General features: G+C 70.1%; 11 protein-coding genes and 1 riboswitch. Of the genes, 7 read left to right on the top strand and 4 right to left on the bottom strand.

Features of this window, described 5'->3' with window-relative positions:
- Window positions 1-25: 25 nt before the first annotated feature.
- The 5 genes from VMF70_04360 (at window position 26) to fdxA (ending at window position 7,926) form a co-directional block, all read left to right on the top strand.
- Window positions 26-1,039 carry an ABC transporter permease gene (locus tag VMF70_04360; protein ID HTT67238.1) on the top strand — a complete coding sequence of 338 codons (1,014 nt, stop codon included), beginning with the start codon at window positions 26-28 and terminating at the stop codon, window positions 1,037-1,039.
- A 24-nt stretch (window positions 1,040-1,063) separates the two neighbouring features.
- Complete coding sequence (locus VMF70_04355; GenBank protein ID HTT67237.1) at window positions 1,064-4,819, top strand: glycoside hydrolase family 38 C-terminal domain-containing protein; 3,756 nt, start codon at window positions 1,064-1,066, stop codon at window positions 4,817-4,819.
- A 56-nt stretch (window positions 4,820-4,875) separates the two neighbouring features.
- On the top strand, window positions 4,876-5,811 hold the full coding sequence (locus tag VMF70_04350) for a substrate-binding domain-containing protein (GenBank protein HTT67236.1): 936 nt from the start codon (window positions 4,876-4,878) through the stop codon (window positions 5,809-5,811).
- A gap of 82 nt (window positions 5,812-5,893) precedes the next feature.
- A riboswitch (TPP riboswitch) is annotated at window positions 5,894-5,989 on the top strand.
- A 66-nt stretch (window positions 5,990-6,055) separates the two neighbouring features.
- On the top strand, window positions 6,056-7,417 hold the full coding sequence (gene thiC, locus VMF70_04345; protein ID HTT67235.1) for a phosphomethylpyrimidine synthase ThiC: 1,362 nt from the start codon (window positions 6,056-6,058) through the stop codon (window positions 7,415-7,417).
- 236 nt (window positions 7,418-7,653) lie between these two features.
- Complete coding sequence (fdxA, locus tag VMF70_04340) at window positions 7,654-7,926, top strand: ferredoxin (protein ID HTT67234.1); 273 nt, start codon at window positions 7,654-7,656, stop codon at window positions 7,924-7,926.
- A 72-nt stretch (window positions 7,927-7,998) separates the two neighbouring features.
- Here the strand turns inward: fdxA and VMF70_04335 are convergent, their stop codons facing one another.
- Window positions 7,999-9,216 carry an alpha/beta fold hydrolase gene (locus VMF70_04335; protein ID HTT67233.1) on the bottom strand — a complete coding sequence of 406 codons (1,218 nt, stop codon included), beginning with the start codon at window positions 9,214-9,216 and terminating at the stop codon, window positions 7,999-8,001.
- Between the two features lie 407 nt (window positions 9,217-9,623).
- Here VMF70_04335 and VMF70_04330 point away from each other — a divergent pair, with 407 nt between their 5' ends.
- Window positions 9,624-10,775, top strand: coding sequence for an HRDC domain-containing protein (locus VMF70_04330; protein ID HTT67232.1), 1,152 nt, complete (start codon window positions 9,624-9,626; stop codon window positions 10,773-10,775).
- On the opposite strand, the gene VMF70_04325 is transcribed toward VMF70_04330, so the two are convergent.
- Window positions 10,772-11,071, bottom strand: a complete 300-nt coding sequence (locus VMF70_04325; protein ID HTT67231.1) for an iron-sulfur cluster assembly protein — start codon at window positions 11,069-11,071, stop codon at window positions 10,772-10,774. The genes VMF70_04330 and VMF70_04325 overlap by 4 nt on opposite strands.
- Window positions 11,072-11,558: 487 nt before the next feature.
- Window positions 11,559-12,635: an AmmeMemoRadiSam system radical SAM enzyme gene (amrS, locus tag VMF70_04320; GenBank protein HTT67230.1), complete on the bottom strand. Its 1,077-nt coding sequence runs from the start codon at window positions 12,633-12,635 to the stop codon at window positions 11,559-11,561.
- 109 nt (window positions 12,636-12,744) lie between these two features.
- Here amrS and VMF70_04315 point away from each other — a divergent pair, with 109 nt between their 5' ends.
- Window positions 12,745-14,238, top strand: coding sequence for a M28 family peptidase (locus VMF70_04315; protein HTT67229.1), 1,494 nt, complete (start codon window positions 12,745-12,747; stop codon window positions 14,236-14,238).
- Between the two features lie 15 nt (window positions 14,239-14,253).
- Here VMF70_04315 and VMF70_04310 read toward each other — a convergent pair whose 3' ends face one another.
- Entirely contained in the window at window positions 14,254-15,024 is a 771-nt protein-coding gene (locus VMF70_04310) for a matrixin family metalloprotease (protein HTT67228.1), read from the bottom strand.
- Window positions 15,025-15,176 lie beyond the last annotated feature (152 nt).

Below are 15,176 nucleotides of genomic sequence, written 5' to 3'. Positions count from 1 at the left end.
GGCGCCGCGCGCGGCCCGGTTCGGCGTGCCGCTGGCCCTGGCGGCGCTCGTGCTCGTGGCGGGCATGCTGATACCGGGCTTCATGAGCCGCGCGAATCTCACCACCATCCTGCTGCACGTTTCGATCAACGGCATCATCGCGCTCGGCTCGACGTTCGTCATCATCACGGCCGGCATTGATCTGTCGGTCGGATCCGTCGTCGGGCTGGCCGGCGTGCTCGCCGCCACGACGCTCACGAGCGGTGAAGTCCTGAAGCTGCTCGGCCCGGCCGGAGCGGCTCTGGCCGCCGGCATCGTGGGCATCGCCGCCGGGGCCGCCGTCGGTCTGCTGAACGGCGGGATCGTCTCGCGGCTCGGCGTCGCGCCGTTCATCGTCACCCTGGCCACGATGACTGCGGCCCGCGGGGCGGCCCGCCTCGTGACCGGGGGCGTGCCGGTCGGCTTCCCCGACCCCGGAGACCCGCTGTACGGCGGCAAGGTCGCGGCCCTCGACGCCCTTCACGTCGTCGGGGGAGGACGCATCCCCGTGCCCGGGCTGCCAACCGGCTTCCCTGTTCCGGCCCTGGTCATGCTCGCCCTGGTCTGCGTGGGAGCGTTCGTGCTGGTGCGGACGAGGTTCGGTCGTCACGTCTATGCCGTCGGCGGCAACGAGGAAGCCTCGCGACTGTCCGGCGTCGCCGTCGCCAGGGTCAAGCTGGCGACCTACGCGATCTCCGGCGGCTGCGCCGGCCTGGCCGCCGTGTTGCTCGTGGGACAGCTACGCAGCGGCGGGCCGGACGCCGGCATGCTGTACGAGCTCAATGCCATCGCGGCCGCCGTGATCGGAGGAACGTCGTTGTTCGGTGGCATCGGCACCGCATGGGGGGCGCTGACCGGCGCGCTGCTCATCGGCGTCCTCAATAACGGACTCGACCTCCTCGGCGTGCAGTCGTTCTGGCAGGAGATCGCCAAGGGCGTGATCATCCTCCTGGCGGTGCTGTTCGACGTGTGGATGAAACGCGCGGACGCACGCCGACGCGCGCGTGCCGGACGGAACTAGACAACGCATCCTGAGGAGTTTCCGATGCCGCGACGACTGACGCAGGCGGTAGTGGCGGGGTTGGCCGGGTTGCTCGTGAGCGCCACGCTGCGCGCCCAGGATCTTCCAATCCGGCGCTGGCTGGTCCGCGGCCCCATCAAGGTGACGGCCGGCCCCTTGCACGACGAGTTGGGCGGCGAAGCCGCCGTGCTCCCCGACTCCGGCGACAGCGTTGCCGGCGGTGCCTTCGTGCCGGTGGATGCGGATTCCCTGGGCGGCATAGATCTCAATCGCGTGCTCACCGGGCCGACCGACGAGTCCGCCGCGTACGCTCACGCTTACGTCCTGTCCCCCAACGACCGCACTGTCCTGCTCGTCATGGACAGCGACGACGACCTGGTCGCGTGGCTCAACGGCCAGCGCGTGTGGGCACATGTCATCGCACGCGGCATGACGACCGGGGGCGACACGGTGGCCGTCCGCCTGGCCGCCGGCTGGAACAGCCTGCTGCTCAAGGCCGTGAACCGCAGCGGTGGGTTCGGCGTGCTCGGGCGGCTGGCGCGTGCGCCGGGAGAGCCGGGCCTCGACGGCATCCGCTGGCAGATGCGCCGTCCCTCGGAGGTTCGCGCGCACAACTACCCGGCGTCGGTCGTGACCGCTTCCTCGCTCCGATCGACCGAACCGCCGCTGTGGACCCGCGACCGCCTGGAGGTGCCCGCCACGTTCGCGGTCACCGTGTGGGGGCGGGACAGTCTGCCTGGCGCCGTGACGCGAGTGACGCAGGACTCCTCGAGCTGGGCCGCAGAATCGCTGACGGTGCTCCCGCCCGGCACACCTCGAACCCTGCACCTCCGGACCCGCTTCGACGACCTGCGGAGTGCGGCCCTGGGGGCCTCCCCGCTCGCCGTGAGCGTGACGTCGGCCGGCGTAATGCGACGGGCGGCGCTGCCGGTAGACCCCGACTGGCTGCTCAGGGTCTGGGGCGGACGCCTCGCGACCGGGACCTGGGTGACGGATTCCTCCGCCGCGGGCAGGCACGCGCAGGTACGGTTGGTGGTGCCCCGGGCGCTCGCTGATCGCGCCGTGGATCTGCTGGTGGCCGAGTTCGGTCCGCGCGCCCGCTACCTGGTCAACGGCTCCGCCGGCGCGTGGCGCGACGGTGCGCTCCAACTGTGCGCGCCGTGCCGCGCAGGAGACACCATCGCCGTTGCGATTCAACTCGAGCCCGGCCGGCCCTGGTGGACCTTCCCCGACGCGCAGGTGCGCGACATCGGGTACGCGGAGTTCGCAGACGGCTACGGCTACGCGCAGCAGTTGACCGGGAAGGCTCCCGCCATCGCGCCTCCGGACGCCCGCGAATGGCTGACGGCGATCGAGCACGGCGATGGCAGTGCGTACGCGAGCCTGGTGCAACGCTACGGCGCCGCGTACGCGCCGCTCGCCGCGCAGATCCGCCAAGACACGCTGCACCTCGTGGGCAACTCCCACATTGATGCGGCGTGGCTCTGGCCGTGGAGCGAGACCTCCACGGACGTCATTCCCAACACGTGGCGCACGTCGCTCAAGCTCGCGGCGATGTTCCCCGGCTACGTCTTCGCCGGGAGTGCGGCGGCGTACTACGACGCGATGGACCGTCTGTATCCCACGCTCGCTGATTCCCTGCGCGCCGCGGTGAGTGCGGGCCAGTGGGCCATCGTCGGCGGATGGTGGGTGGAGCCGGATCAGAACATCCCGTCCGGGGAGTCGCTCGCACGCCAGGGACTCTACGGGCAGCGCTATTTCCAGCGCCGCTATGGCCACCGCGCCCGGGTCGGCTGGACGCCGGATTCCTTCGGGTATCCCTGGACGCTGCCGCAGATCTACCGGCAGGCGGGACTCGACTACTTCGTCACCCAGAAGATCCGCTGGAACGACTCGACCCAGTTGCCGTACGACGCGTTCTGGTGGGAAGGTCGCGACGGCACGCGCCTGTTCACCTACAATCCGTTCGGATACGACCACGATCTCGCGCCGGGGCAGCTGATCAAGGATCGGCTCGACGACGTGCGCCGCAACGCGGGCATCCATCAGCAGATCGTGCTGTACGGCGTGGGCGATCACGGCGGCGGACCGACGATCGAGATGCTGGAGCGCGCCGAGCGGCTGCGCCGGGTGCCGACGTTCCCGGTCATGCGTTACGACGACCCCGACCACGCGCTGGCGGCGGTTCGCGGCTCACAGCCCGACTCGACGTTCCCCGTGTGGCGGGACGAGCTGTATCTCGAGAAGCACCGGGGTACCTATACCACCCAGGCGCGCCAGAAGTGGTCGGCCCGTCACAGCGAGACCCTGCTCCGGACGACCGAGGCGCTGGCGGCGGTCGACACCGCCGCGTACCCGCGGGCGGCGCTGGAGGGCGTCTGGCGCCGGGTGCTGTTCAACGAATTTCACGACATCCTGCCGGGCTCCGGCATCCACCAGATTTACCTGGACGCGAACGCGCAGTACGACAGCGCGTGGGCCGCGCTCGACTCCCTGAGCGGCCGGGCCTTCGCGGACCTGCGCTCGCGGATGGACACGCGCGGCGCGCCGCGCGGCATGGTCCCCGTCGTCGCCTTCAACGCCCTGACCTGGCCGCGCACGGCGCCCGTGCGCGTGGCCCTGGACGGCGGCGACACCGTCACCCTCCTCGCCCGCGACGTACCCGCCCTGGGAGCCCGCGTCTATTTCCTGCGACCGCACTCCGGCACGATCGAGAGCCGCCTTCCGGCCCCCACCGTGGGCCCCACGTGGCTCGAGAACGCCTACCTCCGGGTCGAGTTGGATACCGCGACGGGCGCTGTCACGCGCGTCCTAGACAAGCGCCATCACCGCGAGGCGCTCGCTCCGGGTGGCCGCGCCAATGTCTTCCAGGTCTTCGGCGACGTGCCTCGCGAATGGGACGCATGGGACATCGGCTACACCGGCGAGCAGTGGGAGGTTGCCACCACGGGCGACATCGAGCGCCATGCCGGCCCGGATCACGCGCGCATCAGCTTCACGCGGCGCTGGGGCGCCTCGACCTTCCACCAGACGCTCGTCCTCGGCCGGGAAACGCCGTACCTCGACGTAGTGAACGACGTGGAGTGGCACGAGACGCACAAGTTGCTCAAGGTCGCCTTCGCACTGGGGACGAGTCCCGACTCGGCCACGTACGAGATCCCCTACGGCACCATCGGTCGCTCCTGCCGGCCGCGGACCCAGGCGGAGCGGGCCAAGTACGAGGTGTCGGGCCAGCGCTGGGCCGACTTGTCGGACTCGAGCTACGGCGTCAGCATCCTCAACGACTCCAAGTACGGATGGGACTGTCACGGCAACGTGCTGAGGCTGTCGCTGCTGCGCTCGCCGCTCTGGCCCGACTCGCTGGCCGACCGCGGACACCACCACTTCCGGTTCGCGATCTTCCCGCACGCCGGCGACTGGCGGACCGCCCGCACCGAGCGGCTCGCGGCGGAGTACAACACGCCAGTGCTGGCCGAGCGCGACGCGCCCCATGCGGGCCCGCTGGGGCGCAGCATGACGTTCGCCGCGGTGGATGCCGCCGATGTGGAGTTGACCTGGGTCAAGCGCGCTGAAGACACCGACGCGCTGGTCTTGCGCCTGGTCGAATGGTCGGGCCGGCCGGCGGTCGCGACCGTGACGCTCCGCCCGGTCGTCCGTTCCGCGCACCGGTCCAACTTCCTCGAAGATCCCGGGGACCCGCTCCCCGTGACCGCGCACACCGTGCGCGTGGCGCTGCGGCCGTTCGAGATCGCCACCGTCGTCGTGGAGACCATGCAATGACCACAGGAGGCCACGCCCTGCTCCGCCGCCCTGCCGTTCGGTCCGTTGGCCGTTGGTTGCTCGCCGGCCTGGCGGGGCTGGCAGCCGCTTCCGCCGCCGGCTGCGCGAAGAGGGCGGCACACACCCGGCCGCAGGTCGGCGTCACGCTCCTCACCGAGGCCCACGTCTTCTACCAGGATCTGAAGAAGGGGCTGCTCAAGGCCGCGGACAGCCTGGGCCTCGATCTCCACGTCGTCGCCGGTGAATGGGACCTGGCCCGGCAGACGGCCCAGGTGGAGAACTTCGTCACCCAGAAGATGGATGCCATCATCATCGCGCCCGTGGATTCGCGCGGCATCGTCTCCGCCGTAGAGGAGGCGAACCGCGCCGGGATCCCGGTGTTCACCGCCGACATCGCTTCGGCGGGCGGGCACGTCACCGCGCACGTCGCATCGGACAACCAGCAGGGTGGACGACTGGTAGGCGAGTTCCTCGCGGCGCAGCTCAAGGGCAAGGGCGACGTAGCCATCCTCGACCAGCCGACGCTGGTCAGCGTGATCGACCGCGTGAAGGGATTCCGGGACGCGATCAGCCGCTATCCGGGCCTCCACATCGTCGCCGCGCCCGCCGTGGAGCGCGGTCTGCGGGACGTCGCCAAGAACAAGATGGACAACCTGCTGCAGTCGCACCCCGCCCTGGTCGGAGTATTCGGCAGCAACGACGACTGCGCCCTGGGCGCCCTGGCGTCGGTGCGGGCGGCCGGTCGAAGCAACATTGTGATCGTGGGCTTCGATGCGATTCCGGAGGCGCGGGCCGCGATCAGCGAAGGGTCTCCGCTCAAAGCCGATGCGATCCAGTACCCCGAAGTCATCGGCCGAAGGACGATGGAGACCGTCTATCGCGCCTTGCACGGCGAGTCCGTGCCGCCGCTGGTCGCCGTCCCGGTCGGGATCGTGGATCGCGACTCCCTCGCACGTCAGGCCACGTCCCCGAGAGGCGCCGCGGCCCACTAGCCGGACGAGGGCAGATCAGGTCGGCCGGTCGCCCGGCTCGCCGGGGGACGCTTGTCCCGGAATCCCTGCGGTCCTACATTGGATTCCATGACAGGGGTGCCCGCCTCGGCGGGCTGAGATCAGACCCTTTGAACCTGACCCGGTTCAGACCGGCGTAGGGAGTCACCTCCAGGTCAAAGACGCTTCCCTCGGGGCCCCTGCCCGACGCGGGAGGCGTTTTGCTTTGGCCGCACGGGAGCACGCCATGAGCGCCTGCGTCACCCAGATGTTCCATGCCCGCCGTGGCGAGACCACGGACGCGATGCGCCGTGTGGCGGAGCGCGAGGGTCTCGACCCGGAGACGATCCGCAGCGAGGTGGCCCGAGGCCGCCTGATCATCCCCGCGAACGTGCACCACTTGGCCGGACGTCTCGACCCGATGGGCATCGGCACCGTGGCGGGGGTCAAGATCAACGCCAACATCGGCAACTCGGCCGTGACCTCCGACGTGGACGGCGAGCTGGAGAAGCTGCACTTCGCCGTGCATTTCGGCGCCGACACCGTAATGGACCTCTCGACGGGTGGCGGCATCGACGAGATCCGCGAAGCGATCATCGCGGCGAGCCCGGTGCCGATCGGCACGGTGCCGATCTACCAGGTGATCCAGCAGGTGGACGACGTCGCGGACATCACGCCGCAGATGCTGCTCGACAACATCGAGCACCAGGCCCGGCAGGGCGTCGACTACGTCACCGTCCACTGCGGCATCCTGCGGGAGCACCTCGGCCTCGCGCTCGGGCGCGTCACCGGCATCGTCAGCCGCGGCGGCTCCCTGCTGGCGGCGTGGATGATGCAGCGCCGCGAGCAGAACCCCCTCTACACCCATTTCGCCGAGCTGCTCGAGATCGCCCGCGCCCACGACGTCTCGCTCTCGCTGGGCGACGGCCTGAGGCCGGGATCGCTCGCCGACGCGTCGGACCGGGCGCAGTTCGCCGAACTGGAGGTGCTGGGCCAGCTGACCTCCCGCGCCTGGGAGCGCGACGTCCAGGTGATGATCGAGGGTCCCGGGCACATTCCGATGCAGCAGATCGAGATGAACGTCCGGAAGGAGCAGGAGATCTGCCACGAGGCGCCGTTCTACACCCTCGGCCCGCTGGTGACCGACATCGCACCGGGCTACGATCACATCACCAGTGCCATCGGGGCCGCGATGATCGGCTGGTTCGGGGCGTCCATGCTCTGCTACGTCACCCCCAAGGAGCACCTCGGCCTGCCCAATGCCGACGACGTGCGCGAGGGAGTGATCGCCTACAAGATCGCCGCGCACGCCGCCGACATCGCCCGCGGCCGCAAGGGCTCCCGGGATCGCGACGACGCCCTGAGCCGGGCGCGGTTCGCGTTCGACTGGAACGAGCAGTTCCGTCTCTCGCTCGATCCGGATCGGGCGCGGGCGTACCACGACGAGACGCTTCCGGCCGAGTACTTCAAGTCGGCCGAGTTCTGCTCCATGTGCGGACCGAAGTTCTGCTCGATGCACATCACTCGCACGATCCAGGAGTCTCTCGCACACACGCAGGGAGATCAGGCCGCCGGACCGGCGCCGGCGCCCCTGGTGACCGCCCGGTGACGGCGCCCGCGTAACATGGCTCTGCGGGGGGCGACTCCTCGCGCAACCCGCAAGCGAAGCGAACGAGAACCCTCCCGGTCTGAACGGGAGGGTTTTCGCTTGGTCCCGCCTTGCGGCACGAGGCCTCGCCGGGCTGCGGCAGCGCGCGCTCCACACTTGACAGCGTGCGCAGGGCGGCCTCAATTTCGGCCAAAGTCATCAGGATTCGTCTGACCGCCTGGGCCGAGGAGCTGGGCATGCCGTATGTGATTGCGGAACCGTGCATCGGAGTGAAGGACCGCGCCTGCGTCGAGGTGTGTCCGGTCGACTGCATCTACGAAGACGACCTGATGCTGTACATTCACCCCGACGAGTGCATCGACTGCGGGGCCTGCGAGCCGGAGTGTCCGGTGACCGCGATCTTCCCCGAAGAGGACGTGCCACCGCAGTGGAAGGACTTCATCGCGAAGAACCGGGACGTCTTCAATAGCCCGACGCCGCCGGGCAAGCCACAGAAGAAGACGAGCTGACGTCGCCCCAACGATGAAGCCCCGAGGCTCAAGTGCCTCGGGGCTTCGGCTTTTCGTCGCCCGCCACTTCGCTCAGGGCCTGGGCAACGCCTCGAGGAACTCCGCGATCACCCGGGTGACCGCGGTGGGCGCCTCCAGCGGAGCCAGGTGTCCGGCACCGGCAATCGTGGTCAGCGTCGCCGAAGGGATGGCCGAGGCCATGGCCCGCGCCGTGGCCGGCGGAGTGACCTCGTCCTCCGCCCCGACGACGACGAGCGTCGGGACGTCGATGCCTGGCAGCAGCGCCGTTGAATCCGGACGATCGCGCATCGCGCTCAGCGCTCCCACGAGCCCGGCGACCGGCGTCCGCGCGACCATCGTCATCACCTGCTCGACGATGTTGGGCTGCGTCTGCTGGGTGGACCGCCCCAGCAGCCTGGGCACGAGGCGCTCAGCAACCGCGGCCGCGCCCCGGGACCGGGCCAGCTCGATCATCTCGTCCCTCGCCTGGCGCTGGGCGGGCCCGTCCGCGTCCGCGCGCGAATCGATGAGCACGAGGCCCATGAAGCGCTGGCGATGGCGGCGCAGCATCTCGAACGCGACATACCCCCCCATCGAGAGCCCCACGACCACCGCCCGCTCGACGTGGAGTCGATCGAGCAGCCGCGCCAGATCGTCGGCGTAGCTCGCCATCGAGTAGCCGCTCGCCGGCGCGTCCGAGGCCCCCGCGCCGCGGAGGTCGGGCGCGATGCGGCGCCAGCGCGCCAGGGTGGCCACCTGGTGGGCCCACATCGAGTGGTCGAGGGGGAAACCATGCACCAGCAGGAGCGCGGGTCCGTCGCCCCGGACATCGACGGCCAAGGTCACGTCACCGACATCGTGGCGCGCCATCTCACCGGGCCGCGCCGTGGGGCGTGCGCCAAAGACCGCCGCAACCTCCGGAGGCATCGGCGTCGAGTTCCCCGCCTCGTCGATCATCACCAACAGGATCTGGAGCTCCGCGACCAGCGCATCGTCCCTGATCCGCGTGGCTCGCTGCCGCATCTCCAGCGAGCTGCCGCCCACCTTCTGCACTTCGGAATCCACGCGCAGCACGTCGCCCGGAAAGGCCGGCGCCTGGTAGTCCACTGTCGCCCGGCGGACCGCTGGCCAGACTCCATGGCGACGAAACACGTCCTGCCCCGGGCCCCTTGCCAGCGCATCCCACCGGGCGCGCTCGAACAGCAGCAGGTAGGCGGCCTGGTTCATGTGACCGTACGCGTCGCACTCGTACGGATAGACCGTTACCTCGACCGAAGGAAGTCCGTTCACCGGGTCGTCTGGGTTGATGGTGGTCGCAAGCGAACCAGTCCGGAAGCGCAACATCCTATCCTAGCTTGGCATGTCGTCGCAACGAGGCGAGCCGCCGCCCCGCCCGTGAGCCGGCCGCGCACCAGTCCCCCTCAAGCGTCAGGATGGGACGGCGCTCCAGTCCGGCGTGCCCGGCGCCGAACGAGATGTTGCCGTCTCGCGGAACGTCACGACAACGACTCATATGTTGCGTGACACCGTCGTGATAGTTTAATGATAGGGTCGCAATATCTACATGAACTTCTGCACGAATCAACGACAATCAACACATTGATGTTGAATGTTTTGGTCACTTTTCTGTTGAGAGGTGGATAACTCGGGTTGCCGGCAGTTGCGCCACCCTCGGACTGCGGCCAAGCTTCACCGTCATGGTGCGGACCTCCAATCGGCGCCTTCCTCAGCGCTACGTGCGCAGCAACGAGGAGTTCGCAGCGCTGATGCGCCGGGTGAGGCGCGAGCCACTCGTCGCGATGGACACGGAGGCGGCGAGCTTCCATCGCCACATCGACCGCATCTACCTCATTCAGCTTTCGAGCCATAGCGAGACCGCGGTCGTCGACCCGCTGACCGTGACCGACGTGTCGGGGCTGGGCACCCTGCTCGCGGATCCGGCGGTCGAGGTCGTATTCCACGATGGCGACTACGACCTCCGGATCCTCGATCGGGACTACGGCTTCCACGCGCGGCGCCTGTTCGACACCCGCATCGCGGCGCACCTGCTGGGCGAGCCGGCCGTCGGCCTTGCGGCGCTGCTCGAGAAGCACGTCGGCGTCACCCTCGACAAGAAATACCAGCGCGCCGACTGGTCCCGCCGGCCCCTTCCCTCCGAGATGCTGGAGTACGCGGCGACTGACACCTGCTATCTGCTCGCGCTGCGGGAGCGGCTCCGCGCGGAGCTCGAGAAGCTGGGCCGACTCTCGTGGGCCGAAGAGGAGTTCCGTCGCCTGGAGGGCGTGCGCTGGACGCCTGGGGAGACCAACGGGGGCGCCTTCCTGCGCATCAAGGGCGCGCGGGCCCTGAACCGGCGGGGCCTCGCGGTGCTGCGGGAGCTCGTGCCGTGGAGGGAGGCCATCGCGGCTGACCTGGACCGCGCCAGCTTCCGGGTCGTCTCGAACGAGGCGTTGTTGGCGCTGAGCGCCTCGCCGCCGCGCACCAGCGAGGAGCTGGCCAAGGTGCGCGGGCTCTCGCCGCGTCTGGTAACCGAGCGTGGACCCTCGCTTCTGGACGTGATCCAGCGCGGTCTCACCGTGCCGGAGAAGGACCTCCCGCGGTTCCCGCGCTCCGAGCGCCGGCTCGCCGACCCGGCGTTCGACCTGGCGGTGGAGCGGCTCAAGCGGGCCCGCAACGAGATGGCCGAACGACTCCACTTGGAGCCCGGCGTGCTGTGCCCCAAGGGCACGCTCGAAGCGGTCGCCCGCGCCCGGCCCAAGAAAGCCGGCGCGCTCGGCGACATTCCCGAGCTCCGGAAGTGGCAGGCCGAATTGCTGGGAGAGCGATTCCTCGAGGCGCTGGCGGGTTAGCCCCAGAGCAGCGAACGAACGCGGGGATCCATTTTCTCGGGTGTCCAGTACGGTTCCCAGACCAGCTCGACATTCACCTTCGTCACGCCATCCAGCTTCTCCAGCACGCCGTGGGCTTCGGAGAGCATCTCGGGCCCGACCGGGCATCCGGGCGAGGTCAGCGTCATCTCCACATGAACCTCGCCGCCGTCCCCCACCTCGATCTCGTACACCAGCCCGAGATCGATGACGTTGAGGTTCAACTCCGGGTCCTTGACGGCGCGAAGTGCGTCGCGAGCCTGCTCGACGGTCACCATGCTCGAACTCCTGGGTGGATGCTGCAACGTAGCCTCTCGTCGCAGCCGCATCAATCGTGGCGGTGGCACCGCTGCGAGCCGCAGCCGAGGCGATGCCGGCGCCGCGCCACCCACCTATACACGGCGGCCGCGATTCGTTCCGCGCCCGGCAAAGCGAGCGGGGCCGCGAGGACCCGCCCGCCCGGCAGCAGCGTGAGCAGCGGACCGGCGGCCGCCGCCCCGACGTACGTCGCACCCCGCGGCCCCACGAGATGAGCCGCCGTCTCGAGCGCCTGCCGCGACAGCCCCGCTAACCCCGCCCAAGCCGCGCCATCCTGGAGCGGTACGAGGTTCACGTGCCCCGCGCGATCCCAGCGCCGGATCAGAGCGATCCAGCCAAGGCAGAAGCGGCACTGACCATCGTAGATGAGAGTCCAGCGGGCGTGCGGTTCCGGCGACGGCGTGGAGACGGTGGCCCCCCGGCGGCGGCCGGGGCTCGACTCCGCGGTTACGCCCAAATCCCCGGGATGCGGGCCCCGCACGAAGGACAGAGTCCGGAAGGTGTGACGCGTTGCTGGCGGATCTGGTAGCCGTACCGCTCGATGAGCAGGTCGCCGCAGTCGGGACACCAGGTGTGTTCCCACCGGCCCACCCGGCCCGGCAGGTTGCCTGCGTAGACGAACTCGAGCCCGGCGTCGCGGCCGATCTCGCACGCGCGGATCAGGTCCTCCGTCGTCGTGTTTCGCGGGTCCGTCATCTTGTAGTCCTGATGGAACGCCGTCAGGTGCCAGGGGATGGCGGGCGAGATCGCAGCGATGGTGTCCGCCATCCGCCTGAGGTCGTCGACCGCGTCGTTGAAGCCCGGCACCACGAGCGTCACGATCTCGGACCAGAACCCGCGATCCTGGACCATGCGCATGGCGTCGAGCACGTGCTGCAGCACCCCGCCGAGGGACCGATAGGCGCGGTCCTGGATCGCCTTGAAGTCGATCTTGTAGCCGTCGGTCCAGGGGCGGATGTAGTCGAGGACCTCGGCGGTGGCGTTCCCGTTGGAGACGAACGCGGTCTTGAGGCCCGCCGCCCGGGCGTGGCGGAACACCTCCATGCCCCACTCCGCCGTAATCAGCGGCTCGTTGTACGACGACGCGATGACCGCCGCCCCGTGATGCCGCCCGAGAGCCACGAGCGTCTCGGCCGGGACGTCACTGGCGGGGCTGCCGGCCTCGGCGTCACGCAGGGCCTGCGAAGTCAGCCAGTTCTGGCAGTAGCCGCAGTGGAAGTCGCACCCGAGCATGCCGAACGTCAGGCAATCGGATCCGGGCAGGAGATGGAAGAAGGGCTTCTTCTCGACCGGGTCCACCTGCACGCCCGCGGCGTAGCCGAAGGGTACGTAGAGCGTCCCGGCCTGGTTGAAGCGAACCCTGCAGATGCCGCGGCGGCCCTCGCGAACCAGGCATCGATGCCCGCACGCCACGCATCGGACCGAGCCGTCGGCACCTTCAGCGTGCCACAACTCGCCTGGCTTCGCCCGCCGGTCGAGCTCGTCCTGAAGGGTCGCGGCGCGAGCCTGGGTGCGTTCGAGCACCGGAACCAGCCGACGAGGGATTTTCGCCGCCATAGGGCGAATACTGACCAAGCGCTTGCCGTGGCGCCAGGGGTGCCGGTAGCATCAATCCATGACATCGAAACTCGTTATGGCCCTTGTGTTTGCCGCGGCGCCGGCCGTCGCCCAGCCGAGCCACGCGCGCCCGACACGCCCGCCGCTGATCGATTCGTTGGCCCTGCGGGCGCACACCTACTTCCTCGCGCACGACCTGCTCGAGGGCCGGGGAACCGGACGGCGCGGCAACGATGTCGCCGCGCTGTACCTCGCCGCCCAGGCCCTGGCCCTGGGCCTGCAGGGCGCCGGGCCCGATGGGAGCTACTTCCAGGTCGTGCCGCTCACCGAGGCGCAGATCGATACCTCGTCCACGGGGCTGTCGCTGGCGGTGGACTCCCTCGCGCCCGCATCCCGCGAGTTCTCGACGCCGCGCGACTTCATCCCCAACGTCGGGACCATGGCGACGCTCGTCCCATTCTCGGGGCAGCTGGCCTACGTGGGATCGGCGCGCGACGTGCTCGCGCGTCCGACGGACCTGCCCGACCTCGGCGGACGAGTCGCCCTGGTCCGCGGGCCGTTCGGCTCCGACATGGCCGCCGCCGACACGCTGCGCGCGCGCGGCGCCACCGGCGTGATACAGCTCACTTCGGACACCGGCACGTACGCCCTGTACGTCCGCAGCCGGGGGCCGTCGCGGATCTTCATCGCCGACAGCGTCCATGCGGTCTCGTCGTTCATCCCCCCCATACCGGACGTGATTGCGAGTCCGGCGCTGAGTCTCGCGCTCGTGCCAGCGGTGGCGGCGGGCTCGCCGGCGGACCGACCGGCGCTGGTGCCGGGCCGGACCGTGGCCGTCCGTCTGGGGCTCCATTCGCACCCGCTCGTCTCCCGCAACGTGGCCGCGATCCTGTCGGGCTCGGATCCCGCGCTGCGTGGCGAGTTCGTCGCCTACACGGCGCACCTCGATCACCTCGGGATCTCGACGCCGGACCAGCGCGGCGATTCCATCTACAATGGATTCTCCGACAACGCGGCCGGCTGCGCGATGCTGCTCGCCATCGCCAAGGCGATGGCCGCCGGCCCGCGGCCGGCGCGCTCGGTGCTCTTCCTGTGGCCGACCGGCGAGGAGCGAGGACTGCTGGGCTCCGACTTCTTCGCCGCCCGCCCCCTGGTGCCTCTGGACCACGTCGTCGCCGAGATCAACCTCGACGCGGGGGCGCCGCCCGCGCCGGCGAACCACTGGCAGGTTGCCGGGGGCGACCGCTCTCCGCTGGGACTGCTCGCCGTGGCGGTCGCCCGCCGCGCGGGCTGGGACGCGAAGCTGGCTCCGGCGAGCCCCAACTCCGACCACTTCCCGCTGCTCAGGCTCGGCGTGCCCGCTGTCTTCCTCGTCCCGGCGGCCCCATACGAGGGGCTCAGCGCGGAAGCGTCGCAGGCGCTTGGCAAGCGATGGGACCACTACCATCAGCCCGGCGACGAGTGGGCGTCGGACTTTCCGTTCTCGGGCCTGGTACGCTATGCGGAGTTCGGCTACCGCCTCGGGATGGCGGCCGCGGCGCAGACGGCGCCCGGAGCCGGGGCGCGGTGAGCGCGCGGCCGGCAGCTACCTGAACGAGCCCGGGGGGATGGAGTAGAGCAACGTCGCGGTGCGCCGATCGCGCGCCGTCAGGTCGGTGGCCGACGTCTCGGGGTATAACGCGTCCGTTCTCACCGGCGAGTGGCCAAGGCCGAGGGCGTGGCCGAGCTCGTGCAGCGCGAGGGATACCATCTGCGAGGGCTGCACCTGACGGCCGTCGGGCAGGTGGGTGGCGAGTGTGACGCGGACTCGTACGAGCGGGCCCCGTCGCTGCCACGTCAGATCGGATCTGCCCGTGCGATTGCTGTCCAGCCGGTCCGCCCACGCGATCACGATGTCCGCGCCGTCGGAGTCGGGGCTCTGCTCGAGCCATACCGGCAGGCCGACGCCGTTCCAGCGGCCGATGGCCCACGCGACGTTGGCGAGGAACGTCTCCCGGAACCCCGGCACGCCGTCGCCGCGCAATACGGTCACCCGCAGCGGGCGCGTCGCGCGCTCGTCCGCCCAGCGGTGCAGGGCCGAATCGTTCTCCGCCAGCATGGCCGGCAGGTAGGTGCCGGCCCCCTCGACTTCGATGCGGCGCACGGCGTCCGCCCGCGCGGCGGAATCGAGGCGATCGGTGGCGGCCGTACCGGGGGGGTGCGCCTCCCGGCCGGCCCGGCCGGCCACCGTGGCGTTGGAGTCGGGCTGGAGCTGGACTGGAGCCGCCGGGCCGGGCGCCCCGGTGTGCCCGAGGAGCCGGCGCGCGAGGTCCGTCGCGACCGCGGCGACCAGCAGCAGGGCCAGCGCCGGAATCACTACGCTGCGTGAGTTGGACGATGTCACGGACACGCAATCTGTCCGTTCCGGCACCGGCGGGCAAACGCGGCATTTGCGAATCATCGCCTTACAGCGCAATATGCGCCGCTCCACCGGTGGACCACTCGGCCGCCGGCCCGGCGCCGCGTAGA

Source organism: Gemmatimonadales bacterium, assembly GCA_035502185.1.
Classification (GTDB): domain Bacteria; phylum Gemmatimonadota; class Gemmatimonadetes; order Gemmatimonadales; family JACORV01; genus Fen-1245.
Note: the sequence above shows the minus strand (reverse complement) of the source record. Positions and strands in the feature narration are given on the sequence as shown.